This window comes from Natronococcus jeotgali DSM 18795, assembly GCF_000337695.1.
GTDB lineage: Archaea > Halobacteriota > Halobacteria > Halobacteriales > Natrialbaceae > Natronococcus > Natronococcus jeotgali.
This window is the reverse complement of the sequence record NZ_AOIA01000144.1, coordinates 1-20,294: the sequence shown is the minus strand read 5'-3', so window position 1 is coordinate 20,294 and position 20,294 is coordinate 1. Positions and strand designations below refer to the sequence as shown.

Here is a 20,294-nt window from a genome sequence, read left to right as displayed (position 1 = left end):
ACGATTCCTATGTCGTGGGAATGGCGTGTACGTAACCGCTCCGGGCGTCTGACGGCGGGCTCGAGGATCGTCGTCGGTCGCCCATCGCGGAGCGAACCGCCCCGTCAGTCGGCGCCCGAGAGGTGGTCACACACCAGCGCCGTCGTCTCCGAGGGCCGCTCGTGGACCACCCAGTGACTCGTCTCCGGCAGCCGCTCGAGGCGGCCTCGCTCGCAAAATCGGACGCTCTCGGGTCCCAGCTCGGGAACGAGCGCGACGTCGTCCTCTCCCCAGATCACGAGCGTCGGCTGCTCGAGGGGATCCCGACGGGTCTCGGGCGGATATCGCGCGAGCGCACGGTACCAGTTTAGCGAGCCCCGCAACGCACCGTCGCGGCGCCACGCGCGTCGATAGTAAGACAGCTCCCGTTCGGTGAACGTCCCCTCCGCCGCAGTCCCTCGAAGGGCGTACTCGAGGAGTCGGAAGCCGTCGTACCGACAGAGCCGTTCGGGCAGCCACGGGAGCTGGAACGCCATCGCGTACCAGCTGCGCTTGAGCTGTTCGGGGTTCGACAGGAGTTGCTGGCGGTACGCGGTCGGGTGCGGCGCGTTGACGATCCCGAGGCGGTCGACCCGCTCGGGGTACCGGTACGCGAGGTCCCAGGCGACGACGCCGCCCCAGTCGTGGCCGACGACGTGAGCCCGCTCGCGCCCCTCGCTCGCGATCAGCTCGGCCACGTCCCGGGAGAGTTCCGGAAGTCGATACTCCCGAACCGCACGGGGTTTCTCGCTCAGGTTGTACCCCCGCTGGTCGGGTACCACGACCCGATACCCGTCCTCGACCAGCGGTTCGATCTGTTCGCGCCACCCGTACCAGAACTCCGGAAAGCCGTGTAACAACACGACCAGCGGATCGTCCGGGTCGCCCGCAACGACGGCGTGTAGTCGGACCCCGTCGACGACCCGCGAGGTCGACGCCGCTCCGTCGAACGCGAGCAGGGAGGCGTCCGTCTCGAGAGGAGGTTTCGATGCGGTCACGCGGAGCCGTACGGGATGGACGGTCATCCGCGTACTGCCCGGCAAGCGCCGGCCGACGACGGCGGGCTCCGCCCGCGAACGCGTCCGACGATTCCCTCCGGGGGGACTCACCGGCGAGTCGAATTCCGAGAGGGCAACGAGGGTTCAGAACCTCGAGTGCGGAAGATCCGGCTCCCCCAATTAGATCGCGGGACCGTCCTCGGCCTCGAGCAGCTCGTGGTACCGGTTCCGAATGGTGACTTCGGAGATGCTGGCGACCTTGCTGACGTCGTTCTGGGTGACCTTCTCGTTGGTGAGCAGGGCCGCGGCGTAGACCGCGGCGGCCGCGAGCCCGACCGGGGACTTCCCCGAGTGGACGCCCNCTGACGTCGTTCTGGGTGACCTTCTCGTTGGTGAGCAGGGCCGCGGCGTAGACCGCGGCGGCCGCGAGCCCGACCGGGGACTTCCCCGAGTGGACGCCCCCTTCCTTGGCCGTCTGAAGGAGGCTGCGGGCGCGGCGTTCGGTCTCGTCGGAGAGTTCGAGTTCGCTCGCGAAGCGGGGGACGTAACTCTCGGGATCGGCGGGCTGGACCTCGAGGCCCAGTTCTCGGATCACGTAACGGTAGGTGCGGGCGATCTCGTCCTTCTCGACGCGACTGACGGCGGAGATCTCGTCTAAGCTGCGGGGGGTGCCGGCCTGGCGGGCCGCCGCGTACAGCGACGACGTTGCGACGCCTTCGATCGATCGTCCCGGCAGCAGGTCCTCCTCGAGAGCGCGGCGGTAGATCACGCTGGCGGTCTCGCGGACGTTCTCCGGGAGTCCGAGCGCGCTGGCCATGCGGTCGATCTCGCCCAGGGCCTGCTTCAAGTTGCGCTCCTTGCTGTCGCGGGTCCGGAAGCGCTCGTTCCAGGTCCGCAGACGCTGCATCTTCTGGCGCTGGCGGCTNGCCTGCTTCAAGTTGCGCTCCTTGCTGTCGCGGGTCCGGAAGCGCTCGTTCCAGGTCCGCAGACGCTGCATCTTCTGGCGCTGGCGGCTCGAGAGCGAGCGGCCGTAGGCGTCCTTGTCCTGCCAGCCGATGTTCGTCGACAGCCCCTGGTCGTGCATCATGTTCGTCGTCGGCGCGCCGACGCGGGACTTCTCGTCTTTCTCGGCGGCGTCGAACGCGCGCCACTCGGGACCGCGGTCGATCTCGNTCATGTTCGTCGTCGGCGCGCCGACGCGGGACTTCTCGTCTTTCTCGGCGGCGTCGAACGCGCGCCACTCGGGACCGCGGTCGATCTCGCCTTCCTCGACGACGAGCCCGCAGTCCTGACACACCGTCTCGGCGCGCTCGCTGTCGGAGCGCAGGCGACCGCCACACTCCGGACACCGCTCGCGCTCGGCGGCCCGTTCGTCCGCCTCCTCGCGCTCGCTCGAGCGACGCTCGCCGCTCCCGGTCCGGATACGTGAGTCTGTCATCGTGGGGTGAGAATCCGGCCGCGAGTGCCGACCGGAGAACGTTCTGTTCCCGTTCCACGGGATCGACGGTGTTAAGTACTTCGGTCGTCCTTCCGGTGCTCGGATCGGTAACACGCGGTTACCGGGGCAGGGCGTCTCGACGAGAACGCGACGGCGGTATCGAAACCCTTACTCTCCGGAGTCCGGTGGGATCTGGTATGAGCGACGACGCCGTCAGTGCCGAGGAGGTCCGCCACGTCGCGGAACTGGCTCGCGTCGGCCTGACCGACGAGGAGGTCGACCAGTTCACCCGCCAGTTCGCGGACGTCCTCGAGTACTTCGAGACCCTCGACGAGGTGCCCGAGGTCGAGCGCGAGGCCGATCTCACGAACGTGATGCGGCCCGACGAGGAGCGGGACTCGCTGGATCGGGAGGAGGCGCTGCGCAACGCGCCCGAAACCGAGGACGGCTACTTCAAGGGGCCGAACGTCTCATGAGCGAGAACGTCTTCATCACCGAGGAGCGCATCGAGGGCGACGACGACGGTCCCCTTGCGGGGCGAACGGTCGCCGTCAAGGACAACATCTCCACCGCGGGCGTGCGGACGACCTGCGGCTCCCGGATGCTCGAGGAGTACGTCCCGCCCTACGACGCGACGGTCGTCTCCCGACTCAAAGACGCGGGGGCGACGATCGTCGGCAAGACCAACATGGACGAGTTCGGGATGGGTTCGACCACCGAAACGTCGTCCTTCGGTCCGACGGACAACCCCGCCGCGCCGGGCCGCGTTCCGGGCGGCTCCTCGGGGGGCTCGGCGGCCGCCGTCGCCGCCGGCGAGGCCGACCTCGCGCTCGGTTCCGACACCGGCGGATCGATCCGCTGTCCCGCCGCCTTCTGTGGCGTCGTCGGGATCAAGCCCACCTACGGGCTGGTCTCGCGGTACGGACTGGTGGCCTACGGCAACAGCTTAGAGCAGATCGGCCCGTTCGCGAACTCCGTCGAGGACGCCGCCCAGTTGCTGGACGTCATCGCCGGCGACGACGAACACGACGCGACGACACGCGAGCCGCCACGCGGCTCGGACGGTCGAACGGGCGACGCCCGTGAGACACGCGAGCCGCAACTCGAGAACGGCGCGAGCTATGCCGACGCCGCGACGGGCGACGTCGACGGCCTGCAGATCGGCGTCCCCACCGAGTTGCTCGAGGGCGCCGACGAGGGCGTCGTCGAGACGTTCTGGGACGCGATCGCCGACCTCGAGGACCGGGGCGCCGAGTACCACGAGGTCTCCTTACCGTCGGTCGAACACGCCGTCGAGGCCTACTACGTGATCGCGATGTCGGAGGCGTCCTCGAACCTCGCCCGGTTCGACGGCGTTCGGTACGGCCACGACGCCGACGCCGAGGGCAACTGGAACGAGACCTTCGCGCAGGCCCGCGAGGAAGGGTTCGGCGACGAGGTCAAACGCCGGATTCTACTGGGTACGTACGCGCTCTCGGCGGGCTACCACGACAAGTACTACAAGAAGGCCCAGGACGCCCGCGCCTGGGTGAAACAGGACTTCGACGAGGCCCTCGAGGAGGCCGACGTGCTCGCGTCGCCGACGATGCCCGTCCCGCCGTTCGAGCGCGGCAAGAGCCTCGAGGACCCCCTCCAGATGTACCTCGCCGACGCCAACACCGTCCCGGTCAACCTCGCCGACCTGCCGGCGATCTCGGTCCCCGCGGGCGAGACCGACGGCCTCCCGGTCGGCCTGCAGTTGGTCGGTCCCGCCTTCGGCGAGGAACGGCTGATCCGGGCCGCGAGCGCGCTCGAGTAACCGGACGCGACTCGTTTTTCGACGCGACGGCTGCGATCGCTCACGCTAAGCGTCCGATCGAACGCGACGAGAGTCGGTACCGGTAGCGACGGCTCTCGAGACGGATCGCGAACGACGAGAGCGCGCGGTGTCGCTCGAGGCGGACTACTCCTCGTAAGCGAGGTTCATGATCCACTGCGAGAAGGCGTCGCTGTTGGGGTCGACCTCGTCCTCGCCGATGAACGGCGAGAGCATATCGCCCGCCATCAACAGGGTGAAATCGAGGTCGCGGGCGATCGGCGTGATGTAGTAGGTGTTGTGCCCGTTGTAGATCGTATCCTCGCGGTCGACCAGCCCCTTCTCGACGAGGGATTCGACGATGCGACTCCCCTTCCGGGAGGAGACGTCGAGCTCCTTCCAGAAGTCGCTCTGGTGGATGCCCCCGGTCTCGCGGACGAGCTCGAGGCCGGCCCGTTCGTCCTCGGTGAGCTCGGCTTCGGTCTCGGAGACGCTCACTGCGACCACCCCGTGCGCGACGCTACGGGCGCAAGTGCGTGCATACCTGTATCAGGCGGCGCGAGCCGCTTAAATGTGCCCTTCGCGGTTACGCTCCGGGTCGACGGGCTCGTAGGCCGTCTCGCAGGGCGGTCCCGGCGCGAACGCGTACCGCGATCGCTCGCCGAGCGCGATCAGCGACGACGAGCGGGTGCCGTAGCCGTCGCCGTGGACGCAGACGCCGTACTCGTGGTCGCCGAGCACTCCCCCGGCGCGCTCGAGCCAGCCGTCGACGCCCTCCCCGCGGTCGGGGGCCAGTTCGGCGCGCACCCTCCGGGCGTTGTCGGCCTGCTCGCGGGCGATTTCGGTCCGGTCGGACGGCAGCCGGACGTCGTCGTCGACCGCGGCGTTGACGACGACGTGGACGCCCGGTTCGAACTCGGTCCGCTCGAGGACGCCGTTCCACTGCAGGCAGACGGCGTCGCGCTCGTCGGCGACGACCAGATAGAACCCGTCGTACTCCCGGCTCTCGGTCTCCGCGTCGACGATCGCGGCCGCCTCGCGGGCCGAACTGGCCTCGAGGGCGTCGGCCACGAGCAGCCCGCGGGAGCGCTCGCCGGCGAGCTCGGGGGTTCCCCAGCGGTTCGTGATCCCGGCGAAAACCCTGCGTTCGTTGTAGCCGATCCAGGTGCCGCCGGCCTCGACGTCGCGGGGTGCGACGATCCGGGGCTCCTCGCGGTAGACTCCCGGCGGAACCGACTCGCGCTCGAGGGACTCGTCTCGGTTGGCGGCGACCGCTACCGGTGCGTCCTCGAAGACCTGCCAGGCGAGGGTGAGCGTACACACGGGCGAGGGTAGGGACGCCGAGGCCTTAACGTCGCGTTCGACGACCCGTCCGTCGGGGAGGCGATCGGCGCTCGAGTGGGGTCGACCTCGAGTCGCGGGGGGTTCGACGACGGAAGCCGTTCGACCGCCCGCGCTCACCCCGACCGCGACCGCGTCGAGACGTCCGTTCCGGACTCGAGCAGCCGCGTCCGTACGGCCTCGCGGTCGACGGTTCCCGAGTGAGTGCGGGGCAGCGACGCCGTCAGGCCGAGCGTCTTCGGTCGCTTGAACCCCGCCAGGCGTTCGTCGCAGTGTGCGAGGAGCTTCTCGAGGTCGACCGAGCCACCCTCGGGAACGACCAGCGCGGCGACGCGTTCGCCCCACTCGGTGTCCTCGAGGCCGACGACGGCCGCGTCGGCGACCGCGGGATGGGAGCGCAGGACGTCGGCGACCGCGCCGGGGTCGACGTTTTCCCCGCCCGTGACGATCCGGTCGCTCCGGCGGTTGAGCACCCAGAGCCGGCCCTCGGCGTCGGCGTAGCCGACGTCGCCGGTGTGGAGGCCGCGGTCGCCGAAGGCCGCCGCGGTGTGCTCGGGCTCGAGGTAGCCCGGGGTGACCGTCGGACCGGAGACGACGAACTCGCCGACCTCGCCCGCGGGAACCGGCTCGCCGCCCTCGTCGACGACGGCGACGTCGGTTCCGAGCAGGGGCTGGCCCGACGTCCCCTCGTGAGCCTCCGTCTCCGCGGGCGTCGCGGTGGCGATCTGGGAGGCCGTCTCCGTCATCCCGTAGGTGGGGTGGACCGGGACGTCGGCCTCGCGACAGCGTTCGAGCAGGTCGCTCGAGGCGGGCGCACCCCCCAGGAGGACGAACCGCAGCGAGTCGGCGGGCCGCCAGCCGGCCTCGAGCAGGCGCTTGCACATCGTCGGCACCAGCGAGACGCCGGTGATCGCGAACGCCTCGAGGGCGTCGGCGGTCGCCCGCGGCTCGAACGACCGCTGGACGACGACCGGGGTCCCGTACAGGACCGAGCGGACGACGGGCGCGAGCCCGCCCATGTGGTACATCGGGAGACAGCACAGCCACCGATCCTCGCGGGTGACCCCGAGGCGGAACGCCGACGCCGTCGCGCTGGCCAGCAGGTTGCCGACGGTCAGCCTGACCCCCTTGGGATCCCCGGAGGTGCCGGAGGTGAACATGATCAGCTGGACGTCGTCGGACTCGAGCGAGGCCGGTTCGACCGCGGGCGGGGACGGGGAGTCGGCTGCGTCGTCGCCGACCGGGAGCGATCGGATCCGATCCGAGCCCGGGTCGTCGACGGACCGAACCGGAATTTCGCCGCGTTCGTCGGCCAGATCGAGGGCGTTCGACTCGGTGTCGGCCTCGCAGACGACGGCCTCGAGTTCCGTCCGTTCGGCCTTCCCGACGAGTTCGGGGACCGTCTCGCGGACGTTCAGCGGGACGACGGTCGTCCCGAGCCGCACCGCGGCGAAAAACAGCGTCGCGAACGCGGGACGGGAATCGAGCAGGAATCCGATCCGGGCCTCGCGCGGGGTTTCGAGGACGTCCCGGAGCGCGGCTGCGGCCGCGTCGACCCGTCGGTCGAGCTCGCGGAACGTCCACGACGCGTCCCCGTCGGCGTCGATCAGGGCGGTCCGCTCCGGGGTGGCGGCGACGCGGTGGCTCACCGGATCGCGGGCGGGCCACTCGAGGGGCGTCACTCCGCCCACACCCCCTCGACGCCCAGCCCCTTGGCCTGGGGGACGACCGCCGCGCCGTTCTCGAACAGGACGGGATCCCGGCCGAGGTCTTCCGCGAGCAGGTCTCCGGTCGCCAGCCCGCAGGCCGGCGGATCGGGCAGCGACGCCGCGAGGTGGACGGCGCCGGTGCGGGCGACGACGCCGTCGATCGTCGTCGTCACCAGCGGCGTCACGCCGAACTGGTCGACCCACGTCGCGACCTGCTGGGCGACGTCGAGCCCGCCCAGCGCCATCGGCTTGAGGACGACGGCGTCGGCGGCCCGGGCCTCACAGATCGCGTCGACGCCGTGCTCGAGCAACCCCTCGTCGAGGGCGATCCCGACGCCCCGTCCGCGGAGCTCGGCGTGGCCCTCGAGGGCGCCCGCGGGGAGGGGTTGTTCGACGAGCGCGACGTCGTCCTCGTCGAAGGCCTCGATCGCCGCGAGCGCCTCCTCGTAGTCCCAGGCGCCGTTGGCGTCGGCCCGGAGCTCGACCGACGGGCCGACGACCTCCCGAACGCGGCGCATCCGTTCGACGTCCGCCTCGACGCTTCGGCGGCCGACCTTGAGCTTGCAGCAGCGAAACCCGCGCTCGACGGCGTCCCGCGCGGCGGAGACGGTCTCCTCGACGGAACCGTCGCCGACGGTCGCGTTCACCGGCACCCGCGCGACCAGCGAGTCGGGCGCGTAGTAGCGGTACAGCGGGATCGATTCGCTGGAAGCCGCCAGATCCGCCAGCGCCAGCGAGACGCCGTAGCGGGCGGCGACGGCCTCGTCGACGGCCTCGAGGGCGCCGTCTTCGTCGCCGGAGTCGAGCGCGTCCCGCGCGCGCTCGAGGGCGGCCTCGCAGTCCGCGAGCGACTCGGTCCACCCCGGAAGCGGGGTCGCCTCGCCGTAGCCGACCGCGCCGTCGGCGCGGCTCACGCGGACGAGAAAGCCGTCCCGGGACTCGATCGTGCCGCTGGCGGTCTCGAGGGGCTCGGCCAGCGACAGCGAGAACGAGCGGTACTCGAGGTCGTACCGGCTCATCCCAGCACCAGCCCTCCGGCGAACAGGACGGCGTACAGCGCGAGCAGCTTTCCGGTCTGCTCGAGGGCGGGGTTGAGCGCCTCGCCGTCGGTGCGGGTCAAGACGGTGCGGGCGACCAGGGCGCCGTAAGGTATCGTCGCGATCGGCGCCAGCACCGCGGGGCCGAACCCCTCGCCGAGCCAGAGCCACGCCGGGACGAGGTACGCCAGTGCGAGCAACCCGGCGTACTCGAGGCGGCTCCCCCGGTAGCCGAGCCGCACCGCCAGCGTCCGCTTTCCGGCCTCGGCGTCGGTCTCGAGGTCGCGGACGTTGTTCACGACGATGATGGCCGTCGAGAGCCCCGCGATCGGCAGGCTCGAGAGAACGGCCTCGCGAGTCACCGTCCTCTCGGGGATCGTCGTCGCGAGCGGGTCGGCGAGGACCGCCGCGGCCTGGACGTAGTAGGTTCCGGTGACGGCGACCAGTCCGAAGAAGACGAACACGAAGGGGTCGCCGAGTCCGTGGTAGCCCAGCGGATAGGGACCGCCCGTGTAGGCCCACCCGCAGAGAACGCTGATCAGACCGATCGCGAGGATCGGCACGCCCCCGACGTAGACGAGGTAGGTTCCGGAGAGGATCGCCAACCCGAAGGTGACGATCGTCGCCAGCTTGACCCGCTCGGCCGAGATCAGTCCCGACTGGGTGACCCGGGTGAACCCCTCGCGGTCGTCGGTGTCGGCGCCCTTGACCGCGTCGTAGTAGTCGTTCGCGAAGTTGGTACCGATCTGTATCAGCGCCGCGCCGACGAAGGCCATCAGCGCCGGCAGCGGGGCGAACACGCCCTCCGCGACCGCGACGCCGACCCCGACGATAACGGGGGCCGCCGCCGCGGGGAGCGTCTGCGGGCGCGCGGCCATCACCCACGCCTTCGTCCGCGAGATGTCGAGCTCCGCCGTACTCATTGTCGGAGTACTCCGACTCGAGGAAGTGTCAACGTTGGCATTCCGATCGGGGATCGGGGCCTACCCGGCGGCGTCCGGCGCCGCCGGCGGCAGTGCCCGCAGCGACCGCGGCGGCACGAGGTAGTTCCCGCGCCGCCGGACGAAGAGGTAGTGACGGATGCCGCTGTTGGCCGTCGAAACCTCGAGGTCGGCCCCGGTCATCGCCTCGCGCACGCGGACGAAGTCGCCGATTTCCCGTTGCAGCGAGAGGAAGTGCACCCCGGGGCGGTCGCCGTCGACGGTGTTGACGTCGCGCCGCAGGAGCAGCGGTTCCCCGTCCTCGCGGGCTCGAGCGGCCTTCTGGGCGTGGCCGACGACGCCCCGCTCGCGGGCGTGGTCCCCGGTCGCCGCGACGCGTTCGTCGGTCAGCCCGTTGGTCGCCCCCAGCGCCTCGCCGACCTCCCCGACCGCCTCCTCGTCGTGTTCGGGGCTGAACAGCTTCGCGACGCGCTGGCGGTGGTTCTCCTGGCCGAACCACTGCTCGAGCTGGAGCCCGATCGAGGAGAGCTGCTGGGTGGTTCCGCCGGCGAACGGCCCCGCGTCGATCGTCACACGGTCCTCGCCCGCCTGACTCTCGGCGAACCCCGACCGAAATCCCATGAAGAAGGGTGCGTCCGCGGGGATCGACTCGGGAACGCCCGAGACGTCGGCGCGGTCGGCCGGCAGCCCCTCGCCGACGAACCCCGTCCGACGGCGCTCGGGGAGCCGATCGAAGACCCCCGAAAGATCCGCCTCGAAGGCGGTCCCGTCGAGGGTCTCGCGCTCGCCGAACAGCCCCGCCTCGGCCTCGAGGACGACCTCGGGGCGGTCGCTCGCGAGGTGCAAAACGGCGTCGAACCCGTCGAACGCCGGCTCCTCGCCCGGCGCCAGCGGCTCCGGCTCGGGCAGGTCGACGGAATCGGGCAGTTCGCCGTCGAACCGATCGAAGTACGACGGCGTGTACCCCAGCGTGAACAGCAGTCCGTCCGCGCTGCGCTCGTAGGCTCGCTCGAGCGTTTCGAGGGTGTCCTCGGTCGTCGCTCGAGCGTCCTCGTCGACGTCGTCGATGTCCAGCGACAGCGCGGCGAAGACGTGGTGTTTCGCCGGCCGCACGTTCCCGTCGGCGTCCGTCGAGAGGGACTCGTTCCAGGCGTGCTGGCGCTCCGGCAGCGACGACGGGTCGTCCGTTCCCGTCGGCACCGCGCGGTCGCCCTCGGGCTCGCCGATCGCGTCGAGGCAGGCGCTCAGCGCCGCGGCGCCGCCGGCGGCGACCAGCGCGCGGCCGTACTCGCGGCGGGAGAGCGCGGATCGATCGGGGAGGGTCACGGCTCGAGGCTCCGCCAGCGACGGGACAAAGCGTTTCGGTTGCTCACGACGGGCGAGTCAGTAGTGCCAGGGGTAGTCGTCGAAGTCGGGTTCGCGGCCCTCCACGAAGGCGTCCCGGCCCTCCTGGGCCTCGTCGGTCATGTACCCCAGACGGGTCGCCTCCCCGGCGAACACCTGCTGACCGACCATCCCGTCGTCGGTCATGTTGAACGCGTACTTGAGCATCCGCATCGCCGTCGGGCTCTTGGCGTTGATGCGCTCGCCCCACTCCAGGGCGGTCTCCGATAACTCCTCGTGGGGGACGACCTCGTTGACCATCCCCATCTCCGCGGCCTCCGCGGCGTCGTAGGTCTTTCCCAGGAAGAAGACCTCGCGGGCCTTCTTCTGGCCGATCTGTTTCGCGAGGTACGCGGAGCCGAAGCCGGCGTCGTAGCTCGCGACGTCGGGGTCGGTCTGGAGGAACTTCGCGTGCTCCTCGCTGGCGAGGGTGAGATCGCAGACGACGTGCAGCGAGTGGCCCCCGCCGACGGCCCAGCCGGGGACGACACAGACGACGACCTTCGGAATGTGACGGATGAGCCGCTGGACCTCGAGGATGTGCAGCCGGCCCTGCTCCGACGCGCGTTCTTCATCCCCCTCGTACTGGTAGCCGTCCTCCCCGCGGATCGTCTGATCCCCGCCCGAGCAAAAGGCCCAGCCGCCGTCCTTCGACGAGGGGCCGTTGCCCGTCAGCAGGATGCAGCCGACGTCGGTCTGGCGCTTGGCGTGATCCAGCGCGTCATACAGTTCGTCGACCGTCCCCGGTCGGAAGGCGTTGCGAACTTCGGGCCGATCGAAGGCGATCCGGACCGTTCCCGAGTCGACCGCCCGGTGGTACGTGATGTCGCGAAAGTCCCGATCGACGTCCTCGATCGGTTCCCATCGTTCCTCGTCGAAAAGTTCCGAAACCATCGCTCGAGTGTGGTCGCCGTCTCGCCAAANGGTTCCCATCGTTCCTCGTCGAAAAGTTCCGAAACCATCGCTCGAGTGTGGTCGCCGTCTCGCCAAATAGGTTCGCGTCGCCGATCGAGAAAGACGGACTTTCCAGATCGAGTTCGCCCCCGGATCAGTTGGGGTGGTGTCCGACCGAGGGCTCCCGAGCCGTCAGTCGTCGCAGCTCTTCCCGGAAGCGCGGTCGAAGCCGACCGCCTGCCCGTCGCGGTTCGGGTCCGCCGCACCGGTCAGCGTGCCGTCTTCGCTGGCGATGACCTGGACGTTGCCGATCTCGCCGGGCTCGTCCGCCATGTCGTGGCCCCACTCCGCGAGGGTCTCCCGGGCTTCCGCCGGCACGTCCTCGTCCCACTCGACGCCGCCGAGGGAGTGGGTGTAGATCGTCGGCTCGGTGATCGACTCGAGCGGGCGCAGTCCGTAGGCGTAGCGGTGGAGGATCGCCTGCAGCGTCGCGCTGACGATCGACCAGCCGCCCGGCGAGCCGGCCGTGAACTCCGGCCGGCCGTCCCGCAGCACCATCATCGGGCTCATGCTGCTCAGCGGGCGCTTCCAGGCGCCGGGCTCGTTGGGTCCGCCGGGCTCGGCGTCGAAGTCGGTGAGCTCGTTGTTGATCATGAACCCGCGTCCGGGCACCATCTTTCCCGACCCCATGAACCGCTCGATCGTGGAGGTGTAGGAGACGGCGTTACCCCACCTGTCGATGACCGAGAAGTGGGTCGTCTCCCCGGGCTGGCCCGGGCCCATGGGTCCGTCCTCGGGGAAGACGGTCTCCCCGAACTCGATGGAGTCGGCCCGCGACCGGAGGTAGTCGTCGTCGAGCAGGGCGTCGACGGGAACGTCGACGAACTCGTCGTCGCCCATGTACTCCATCCGGTCGGCCCAGGCGGAGTAGATCGAGTCGGCGATCAGGTGGTACTTCTCCGCCGATCGGATATCGTACTCCTCGACCTCGAGGAACTCGAGCATCCGCAGGATCATCGCACAGACCGTCGGGCCGGAGCTGGGCATCGGCTGGCCGACGAGTTCGACGTCGCGCCACTCCTTGCGGACCGGCTCGTCGATCGTGACGTCGTACGCCGCCAGGTCGTCCTCGTCGACGACCTGGTCGGGATCGCGAGCGTACTCCCGGATCGTCGCGGCCAGATCCGCCGCGACGGCACTGTCGTAGAAGCCGTCGGCGCCCCGACGCCGGATACACTCGAGGGTGTCGGCGAGATCCGGGTTGGTCATCGTATCGCCCTCCTCGTAGGGATTCCCCCGCTCGTCGCTGTAGGTCTCGATAGCCGCCTCGTTGAACTTGTCGGCGTTCTCCGCGATCTGTTCGGCGAGGAACCCGTCGACGGTGAACCCCTCGCGCGCGAGGCGGATCGCCGGGTCGATCAACCGCTGGCGCGAGCACGTCCCGTACCGCTGTCGAGCCGTCTCGAGCCCCTTGACCGTCCCCGGCGTTCCCATCGCCTCGCCGGTCTCGATGTCCTGCTCGTACTCGCCCTCGTGACGATACAGCTCAGGAGACGCGGTCTGCGAGGCCCGCTCCCGACTGTTCACGCACTCGACCGTCCCGGAGTCGGCGTCGTAGACGACCATGAACCCGCCGCCGCCGATCCCCGAGCCGTGGGGCTGGGTCACGTTCAGGACGTACTGCAGGGCGATCGCCGCGTCGACGGCGTTGCCCCCCTCGCGGAGCACCGTCGCCGCGACCCCCGAGGCGATCGGATCGACGCTCGAGACCATTCCGTCCGCGGCGGTGACCTCCCGCCCGCAGGTGAACTGCGGGTGATCGCAGCTAAAGCCGGGAACGTCGGTAACCGACTGGTAGTCGCCGGCCGCGACCGTCGGCGTCCCGAACGCGAGCGCCCCCGCGGCGACCCCCGCACTCGAGAGGAACGCCCGACGCCGAAGCCTCGAGGGCGTCCCCCGTTCGTCCGCCCGTTCTCCCGTCTGTCCCTCCGCCCGCCGTGGTGTGTCATCTCGTGGCATGAGTGTCGTGCCACGCGGACACTCACCGGTCTCGGACAAAACCGTTTCGGAAACTGAACCCTCCGAACCCCTGGAAATTCTCGAGTCGAAAACCGCTCGGGGCGATCCGCGAGCGCGGCGACCGCCTACCGCTCGGCGACGGGGAGGTCGTCCGCTTTGGCGAGCGGCGTTACCGTTCGCGTCTCGGCGTCGTACTCGACGAACGCCCGGGACGCGAGCGCCGGCAGATGGCGGTGGTGGAGTTCGATCAGGATCGTCTCGAGGGAGCGGTCGACGGCGCCGACCGCGTCGAGTCGTCGGCCGAGGTCCTCGAGCGAGAGCGGTTCGTCGCGCGTCGCCAGGACCTCGAGTGCGGCCCGGCCGCACGGATCGGTAGCGACGGGAAGCGCCTCCGGGAACTCGTCGCGGTCGGTCACGAGCGCCGCGACCCGGTCCGCGTCCTCGCCCGGGGCGATCCGACCGCTCGAGTCGTCGCGGGCGACCAGCTTCGCCGCCTCAAGTTTCGGGAGGTGGACGTGGCGGAGCTCGAGGCACACCCGTTCGACCGAAACCGGATCCTCGTCGTCCGTCCCGTCACCGATCCGGTTCGCGACCTCGCTCGCGAGGGCCGCCCCCGTTCGAGGCGACTCGTCCTCGAGCAGGACCGCAAGCGTCGCCCAGCGGACCGGGTCGGCGAGCGCCTCGAGGATCGCTCGCTCCCGCGGGAGTCGCTCGAACCGCTGCTCGTCCGACGGCGAGGGGGGATCGCGGTCGCAGGTCATTCGGTCCGTACACGTCGCTCCCGTCGGAAACGCGTAGGACCTAGTTACCGAAAGGGGCCGCCGACCGACACCTCAATACTGAGCCCCGCGGCGTCGCTACTCGAACAGCGATTCGCAGAGCTTCCGCTGGGCCGCCCGGAGGTGCTGTGCGAACGTCGGCTGGGAGATCCCCAGCGACGCCGTCACCTCCTGGCCGGTGCTCCGTCTCGGGGATTCGAAGTACCCGCTCAGGTACGCCGTCCTGAGGACGTCCCGCTGTCGGTCGGTGAGGTCCTCGGCGAGCGCGCTGCGGACCGAATCCGGGCCCGACCGCGTCCGGGTGCGGCGGGCGACCAGCTCCGTCCCCGGGAACGTTCGCCGGAGCTCGTCGATAACCGAGCGGACGTCGGCCGACGGCGGGAGCGCCACGGTGGCGTCGATCCCCGTCCGGTCGACGCCGATCGACCGGAGCTTGCCGCCGCAGTCGACGACCGCCGCCGCGACGGTCGGCCCCGCGACGGCGAGTTCGAGCCGACCGTCGTCGGCCGAGATGCGCCGGCACCGTTCGATCCCGACGACGTCTGCGGCCGCGTCCTCGACCCGTCCGACGCGGTCGTCCGCGGGCCTGACGAAGAGGTGATCGGCCTCGTCCCCCGGGACGTACCCCTCGACGGCGACCGAGCAGTCGATCTCGCGGGCGAGCCGGGCGGGCGCCGTCTCGGCGTCGGAGACGGCCAGATCGAGTTCGAGGACGGTCGGCGAGCCGAGCGCGGTCTCGGTCTCGGCGCTGTGGACCGCGGTCCCGATCAGCTCGCCGAGCTCGGCGAGGACGTCCCGATCCAGCTCCGTCATCGCCGAATCGAGCGTGTACGCCGTGAGGACGCTGTAGACCGTGTCCTCGTACGTGATCGGGACGCTCACGCAGGAGCGAAACCCCCGTTCGAGGGCGACCGAACGCCAGGCGTCGAACGATCGCTCGGTGGCGACGTCCACGACGAGTTGCGCCCGCCCGGTGTCGGCCGCTCGAGCGGCGGGCGTCGGCTCGGACCACGCGTCGATCGTCGCCGCGAGCTCGTCGCCGGCGTCGTCCGCCCCGGCCCACTCGAGCGGCGCGACGACGTCGTCGAGCGCCGGTTCGCCGATCCAGGCGAACGCGTAGGCGTCGGAGCGAGCCAGCGCCGCGCAGACGATCCGCCGGATCTCCTCGCGCGAGTCGGCCCGGACGACGCCCCGCTCGACGCCGCGGATGATCCCGTTGATCCGCTCGAGGCGCTCCAGGCGCCCGGCCTGCTCGCGAAGCTGTCGCTCGCGATCGGCGCGGTCGTACGCGGCCTCGACGTTCGCGGCGATCGTCCGGAGCAGGTCCATCGAGACGTCGTCGAACGCGTCCGGGTCGGCCGACGCCGCGCGGATCACGCCGTGGTTTCCGAGCGGAACGACTGCCACCCCGCCCCCAGCCGACGACCGCTCGCCGACCGCGCCGTCGCCCTCGAGTTCGATCGTGCGACACTCCTGGTCGACGAACGCGTCCCAGCGGGGGGTGACGTCGCTCGAGCCGTCGACCCCCGCGGCGCGTCCGCCGTCGGTCGGCTCGAGATCGCCAGTCTCGGCGTCGTACAGCCAGACCTCGGCGTCGAGGACGCCGAGGACGTCCCGGACGACGTCGCTCGCGCAGTCGTGGATTTCGTCGGTGTCGGCCCGTAGCAGCTCCCGAGTGGCCGTCGTCAGCCTCGTCAACCCTCGATCGCGGTACTCCAGACGCGAGCGGGTCTCGGCCCGTGCGGCGATCGTCCGCAGCTTTCGGTCGACCGTCGAAGCGACGTCGTCCGGGCGCTCGCCGGGCGGGGCGTAGAACACGTTCCGGCCGACGGTGCCGTCGAAGGCGATGTGGGGGTGGTTCTCGATGATGCCGTCCAGGAACTCGTCCGGGAACGCCTCGCGGTCGTACTGGCAGAGCCCGACCGCGTCGTAGTCGGCGTAAAACCGGTTGAGGGAGCGCTCGTACTCGCACACCCGATCGAGGTCCGCGTCGGCCTCGAGCAGCCAGGACAGCTCCGCGGTGAGCCGGACTCCCTCGTACCCCTCCCGGGCGGCCGCCTCCACGGTCGACCGGAGGGCGTCGATAACCGCCTCGCCGTCGAACGGCTCGTCCTCGCCGTAGATCTCGGCCGGTTCGTGGATCGAGAGCGCGCCGCTCTCGACGGCCTCGGCGACGTCGATTCCGTACTCGAGCATCGCCTCGAGGACCTCCTCGCGGCTGCGCCGGCCGGCGACGTAGAGACAGCGCTCGCCCCGGTCGAGGCCGGCGCGAACGAACGGGATCACCGCCTCGAACTGCTGGTCGGCGGTTCGGTAGATCGACGCGAGGTGGTCGTGGGCGGTACAGATTTCGTCCATCCGGACGGGCGTGACGAGCGACTCGCCGCTCCCGCGGTCGAGCTCTGGCTGTGATGATACCCCTTGCTGAGCCATTATCCAACTCAGCGCGCTCGGAGACAAAAGGATGCTGCGAGAACGCGACCCACGAAGGGAGCCTCCGGAACCCCCGCACCGACCGCGAGTTCGGTATATCGGAATACGGTGTGTCAGTCGCCTCTCGACCGGTTCGCGGGCTCGTTACCGGCCGCGCTCGAGGGCGTCCGCGACCGCGGTTTCGGTCCGTTCCGCGAGGACGCCCCGACGGCGGTGGCTCGCCTCGGCGTCGAACCGGACCGCGAGCACCTGCGTCCCCGCGCTCTCGATCGATCGGCGGTAGGCGGCCGCGAAGTCGACGGGATCGACGCGCTCGAACTCGAGGTCGTACAGCGCTGCGAGGCGCTCGAACTCGAGGCCGTGGGGCGTCTCGAACTGGTCGGTAAAGGGGGGCTCGAAGTCGGCGATCGGCAGCTCGTGGAAGATGCCCCCGCCGTCGTTGTCCAGCAGGACGATCGTCGCGTCGACGCCGCAGCGTTGCACGGCCAGCAGGCCGTTGGAGTCGTGGTACAGCGAGAGATCGCCGGTGACGAACACGAGCGGATCGTCGGTCGCGCTGCCGGCGCCAAGCGCCGTACTCGTCGTGCCGTCGATCCCGCTGGCGCCGCGGTTCCCGAGGACGGTCAGCTCCGCGTCCCGCGGGCGGGCGAACCGGTCGGCGTCGCGGATCGGCATGCTGTTTGCGACGACGACCGTCGCGGGGTCGGGCGCGTCCTCGAAGACCGTCGCGAGGACGGCGCCTTCGAAGGGGGCGTCCGCGAGCGCCGACGGCTCGAGCGCCTCGTCGCGGCACCGCCAGCGGACGCGCTCGGCCCGCTCGAACCGCTCGAGCCACTCGTCGTCGGCACCGGCGTCGTCGCCGGCGGACCGGAGGCGTTCGCGGACGCCCACCAGCACCGACGACGGCGTCGCGGCCAGGAGGTCGGTCGCGGTAAAGGTCGCCTCGCGCCACGCTCCGGCGGGGTCGAGCAGGTACTGGTCGGCGTCGGCCGCCGCGAGGGCCGTTCGAAGGGGTTTCGAGGTCGGCGAGGCGCCGAGCCGGACGACGACGTCGGGCTCCGGGGCGACGTCGGCGTAGGCGTCGTAACCGCCGAGTACCGGGCCGTCCGTGGCGCCCTCGCCGAACCGCAGCCCCGAGAGGGGGTCGGCTACCACCGGGGCGCCGACGCGCTCGGCGACCGCGAAAACCGTCGCGGGCTCGAGGTCGCGGCGCTCGACGGGGTCGGCGGGTCCCGCCACGAACAGCGGGCGGTCGGCCGCCGCGAGCGCGTCGGCGAGGTCGGCGACGGCGTCGCTCGAGTCCTCGAGGGTCGGCCGTCCGCGGTCGGTCTCGACGAACGCGCCCGTCCGTCCCCGCCCGGCGGGGGTCGCCGCGAACGAGTCGGGAACGGCGCCGGTCTCGGTCGGCTCGAGGGGTTTCCGGAACGGGCAGTTGAGGTGGACGGGGCCCGCGGGGGTGCCGACCGTCTCCGCGAGCGCGCGGGCCGCGGTCGTCCGCAGACTCCGGACCTTCCGCTCGTCGGCCTCGGGATCGGGCAACTCGGCGTACCAGCGGACGGCGTCGCCGTAGAGCTTGACCTGGTCGATCGTCTGGTTCGCGCCGCTGTCGCGCAGCTCGTGGGGGCGGTCGGCGGTGAGCACGAGCAGCGGGACTCGAGCCTGGTTCGCCTCGATAACCGCGGGGTGGAAGTTCGCGGCCGCGGTGCCCGAGGTGCAGACGAGGGCGGTGGGCTCGCCGGTTCGGCGGGCCCGGCCGAGCGCGAAGTAGGCGGCCGAGCGCTCGTCGAGCTGCGAGAAGACCTCGAGATCGCTCTCGGCGAAGGCGACCGTCAGGGGCGTCGATCGACTCCCCGGCGAAATGCAGACCGCCTCGAGCCCGCCCTTCTCGAGCTCGTCGACGAGGGTGCGACCCCACAGGGTCGCGCGGTTGGGCGCGCTCATCGCAGCTCGTCCAGCACGGGCCGGAACTTCAACTGGATCTCCTCCCACTCCTCCTCGGGATCGCTGTCGGCGACGATCCCGTTGCCCGCGAACAGGGTCACGGTCTCGTCGGTCGCCACCCCCGAACGGATGCCGACCGCGAACTCGCCGTCGCCGTCGGCGTCGAACCAGCCGATCGGGGCGGCGTACCAGCCCCGGTCGAAGGACTCGGTCTCGCGGATCGTCTCGAGGGCCGTTTCGGGGGGCACGCCGCCGACCGCCGGCGTGGGGTGGAGGGCCTCGACGAGCTCGAGGACGTGTCGGTCGGCCTCGAGGGTGGCCGCGATCGGCGTCCGCAGGTGCTGGATCGTCGCCAGCCGGCGGATCGTCCGGTCGTCGACCGCGAGCTCGCTCGCGAGGGGGGCGAGCTGGTCGCGGATCGCCTCGACGACGAGCCCGTGTTCGCGGCGAAACTTCTCGCTGTCGAGCAGCCGCTCGACGTGCTCGTCGTCCTCCTCGGGGGTCTCGCCGCGGGGCACCGAGCCGGCCAGGGCTTCGGTCTCGACCCGATCGCCGCGTTTCGACACCAGTCGCTCGGGCGGGGCGCCGAAGAAGGTGCCGCTGGTCCCGTCGCCGACGAGGAACCGGTAGCAGTTCGGGTACCGTCGACGCAGTCGCTCGACGGTCGCGGGGACGTCGATCGCCCCCTCGAGGTCGACCGACAGCGCCTGCGCGAGGACCACCTTCGTGAGGTCGCCGGCGTCGATCCGCTCGAGGGCGCGATCGACCTGCGCGCGCCACGAGTCGAGGGTGGTGGTCCGCCGCGTCGCGGCGACGCCCGGTCCCGACCCGCTCGGTCGCATCGCCGGCAGCTCGAGCAGGCGGTCGTGACACTCCTCGAGACGCCGCGTCGCGTCCGCGGCGTCGTCGGCGACGGCGGTGAGCCAGGTGCCCTCGTCGCTGCGGGTCACGAGCACCGCCGGGACGACGAACGACGCCGCCTCGAACCCCCGCCAGACGCCGCCCGCGTCGTGGCCGTCGTGGAACGAAAACCCGCCGAACGCGCGCGGACGAGCGACGTCCGGACCGACGTGATCCAGGCCGTCGAACGTCGCCTCGGCCTGCGTTCGGATCTCGTCGAACCGGTCCGGCCCGCGAGCCTCGAGCCGGGCGGCGACGCCGCGGCCGACGACCTCGAGCCCCGCGGGAGTCGCCCACTGTACCCGGCAGGCGTCGTCGGCCTCGACGACCGCGCCGAAGGAGACGTCCTCGAGTTCGCGACTCCGGCTCGTCAGTCCGACGCCGTCGCGCCCGTCCGCGGGCCGCGCGTCGCCGGCGAGTTGTCGCCCGCCCAACGTTCGGTCCATCGACGGAACGTCAGGACTGGCTCGCCTTCAGCCTAACTATTCGGCTGATCGGTGCCGCGAGCCCCTAGCTGTACCGCTCCTCGTTCCAGGGGTTCGCCGTTTCCGAGTAGCCGCGTCGCTCCCAGTAGCCCGGCTCCGGATCGGTGAGGAACTCGATCCCGTCGACCCACTTGGCGCCCTTGTAGGCGTACTTGTGGGGCTGTCTCTTATACACATCTTGAG

The 20,294-nt window shown here is 70.9% G+C and carries 15 protein-coding genes and 1 pseudogene; 2 read left to right on the top strand and 14 right to left on the bottom strand.

All coding sequences use genetic code 11. The features are described from left to right. Nucleotides 1-104 precede the first annotated feature (104 nt). Nucleotides 105-1,043 carry an alpha/beta fold hydrolase gene (locus tag C492_RS16540; RefSeq protein ID WP_008425740.1) on the bottom strand — a complete coding sequence of 313 codons (939 nt, stop codon included), beginning with the start codon at nt 1,041-1,043 and terminating at the stop codon, nt 105-107. A gap of 153 nt (nt 1,044-1,196) precedes the next feature. Further along, nucleotides 1,197-2,454 (bottom strand): annotated as a pseudogene (locus C492_RS23175) (transcription initiation factor IIB). Between the two features lie 197 nt (nt 2,455-2,651). Between C492_RS23175 and gatC the strand changes: the two are divergent. Both gatC and gatA read left to right on the top strand, forming a co-directional pair. Then, nucleotides 2,652-2,930: an Asp-tRNA(Asn)/Glu-tRNA(Gln) amidotransferase subunit GatC gene (gene gatC, locus C492_RS16520; RefSeq protein WP_008425735.1), complete on the top strand. Its 279-nt coding sequence runs from the start codon at nt 2,652-2,654 to the stop codon at nt 2,928-2,930. Then, entirely contained in the window at nt 2,927-4,252 is a 1,326-nt protein-coding gene (gatA, locus tag C492_RS16515) for an Asp-tRNA(Asn)/Glu-tRNA(Gln) amidotransferase subunit GatA (protein ID WP_008425733.1), read from the top strand. The genes gatC and gatA overlap by 4 nt, the downstream gene beginning before the upstream one ends. A gap of 144 nt (nt 4,253-4,396) precedes the next feature. Here gatA and C492_RS16510 read toward each other — a convergent pair whose 3' ends face one another. The 12 genes from C492_RS16510 to C492_RS16455 all read right to left on the bottom strand — a co-directional run bounded on the left by C492_RS16510 (nt 4,397) and on the right by C492_RS16455 (nt 20,072). Next, entirely contained in the window at nt 4,397-4,747 is a 351-nt protein-coding gene (locus C492_RS16510) for a helix-turn-helix transcriptional regulator (protein WP_008425732.1), read from the bottom strand. A 69-nt stretch (nt 4,748-4,816) separates the two neighbouring features. Next, nucleotides 4,817-5,572 carry an NRDE family protein gene (locus C492_RS16505; protein ID WP_049893150.1) on the bottom strand — a complete coding sequence of 252 codons (756 nt, stop codon included), beginning with the start codon at nt 5,570-5,572 and terminating at the stop codon, nt 4,817-4,819. Between the two features lie 134 nt (nt 5,573-5,706). Further along, nucleotides 5,707-7,281: an AMP-binding protein gene (locus tag C492_RS16500; protein WP_008425729.1), complete on the bottom strand. Its 1,575-nt coding sequence runs from the start codon at nt 7,279-7,281 to the stop codon at nt 5,707-5,709. Continuing rightward, nucleotides 7,269-8,318 (bottom strand): mandelate racemase/muconate lactonizing enzyme family protein, encoded by a 1,050-nt coding sequence (locus C492_RS16495; RefSeq protein ID WP_008425727.1) that lies wholly within the window; start codon nt 8,316-8,318, stop codon nt 7,269-7,271. The genes C492_RS16500 and C492_RS16495 overlap by 13 nt, the downstream gene beginning before the upstream one ends. After that, on the bottom strand, nt 8,315-9,259 hold the full coding sequence (locus C492_RS16490) for a 1,4-dihydroxy-2-naphthoate polyprenyltransferase (RefSeq protein WP_008425725.1): 945 nt from the start codon (nt 9,257-9,259) through the stop codon (nt 8,315-8,317). Before C492_RS16490 ends, C492_RS16495 begins: the two co-directional genes overlap by 4 nt. Nucleotides 9,260-9,319: 60 nt before the next feature. After that, entirely contained in the window at nt 9,320-10,603 is a 1,284-nt protein-coding gene (locus C492_RS16485) for a DUF7405 family protein (RefSeq protein WP_008425723.1), read from the bottom strand. 57 nt (nt 10,604-10,660) lie between these two features. Next, nucleotides 10,661-11,554 carry a 1,4-dihydroxy-2-naphthoyl-CoA synthase gene (locus C492_RS16480; protein ID WP_008425721.1) on the bottom strand — a complete coding sequence of 298 codons (894 nt, stop codon included), beginning with the start codon at nt 11,552-11,554 and terminating at the stop codon, nt 10,661-10,663. Nucleotides 11,555-11,746: 192 nt separating this feature from the next. Continuing rightward, nucleotides 11,747-13,573 carry a gamma-glutamyltransferase gene (ggt, locus tag C492_RS16475; RefSeq protein WP_008425719.1) on the bottom strand — a complete coding sequence of 609 codons (1,827 nt, stop codon included), beginning with the start codon at nt 13,571-13,573 and terminating at the stop codon, nt 11,747-11,749. 125 nt (nt 13,574-13,698) lie between these two features. Then, a complete protein-coding gene (locus C492_RS16470; RefSeq protein WP_008425717.1) occupies nt 13,699-14,334 on the bottom strand; it encodes a DUF7344 domain-containing protein in 636 nt (211 codons plus the stop codon). Nucleotides 14,335-14,430: 96 nt separating this feature from the next. Continuing rightward, a complete protein-coding gene (locus tag C492_RS16465) occupies nt 14,431-16,785 on the bottom strand; it encodes an MEDS domain-containing protein (RefSeq protein WP_083898869.1) in 2,355 nt (784 codons plus the stop codon). A 144-nt stretch (nt 16,786-16,929) separates the two neighbouring features. Further along, nucleotides 16,930-18,726 (bottom strand): 2-succinyl-5-enolpyruvyl-6-hydroxy-3-cyclohexene-1-carboxylic-acid synthase, encoded by a 1,797-nt coding sequence (gene menD, locus C492_RS16460; RefSeq protein ID WP_008425714.1) that lies wholly within the window; start codon nt 18,724-18,726, stop codon nt 16,930-16,932. After that, the gene (locus tag C492_RS16455; RefSeq protein ID WP_008425712.1) at nt 18,723-20,072 is read right to left on the bottom strand and encodes an isochorismate synthase; all 1,350 of its coding nucleotides are present in this window, start codon (nt 20,070-20,072) and stop codon (nt 18,723-18,725) included. The genes menD and C492_RS16455 overlap by 4 nt, the downstream gene beginning before the upstream one ends. Between the last annotated feature and the right edge of the window lie 222 nt (nt 20,073-20,294).

Coding starts and splice junctions, on each gene's coding strand:
- C492_RS16540 (WP_008425740.1), bottom strand. CDS start 1,043: ATGACCGTCCATCCCGTACGGCTCCGCGTGACCGCATCGAAACCTCCT.
- gatC (WP_008425735.1), top strand. CDS start 2,652: ATGAGCGACGACGCCGTCAGTGCCGAGGAGGTCCGCCACGTCGCGGAA.
- gatA (WP_008425733.1), top strand. CDS start 2,927: ATGAGCGAGAACGTCTTCATCACCGAGGAGCGCATCGAGGGCGACGAC.
- C492_RS16495 (WP_008425727.1), bottom strand. CDS start 8,318: ATGAGCCGGTACGACCTCGAGTACCGCTCGTTCTCGCTGTCGCTGGCC.
- C492_RS16490 (WP_008425725.1), bottom strand. CDS start 9,259: ATGAGTACGGCGGAGCTCGACATCTCGCGGACGAAGGCGTGGGTGATG.
- C492_RS16480 (WP_008425721.1), bottom strand. CDS start 11,554: ATGGTTTCGGAACTTTTCGACGAGGAACGATGGGAACCGATCGAGGAC.
- ggt (WP_008425719.1), bottom strand. CDS start 13,573: ATGCCACGAGATGACACACCACGGCGGGCGGAGGGACAGACGGGAGAA.
- C492_RS16470 (WP_008425717.1), bottom strand. CDS start 14,334: ATGACCTGCGACCGCGATCCCCCCTCGCCGTCGGACGAGCAGCGGTTC.
- C492_RS16465 (WP_083898869.1), bottom strand. CDS start 16,785: ATGGCTCAGCAAGGGGTATCATCACAGCCAGAGCTCGACCGCGGGAGC.
- menD (WP_008425714.1), bottom strand. CDS start 18,726: ATGAGCGCGCCCAACCGCGCGACCCTGTGGGGTCGCACCCTCGTCGAC.
- C492_RS16455 (WP_008425712.1), bottom strand. CDS start 20,072: ATGGACCGAACGTTGGGCGGGCGACAACTCGCCGGCGACGCGCGGCCC.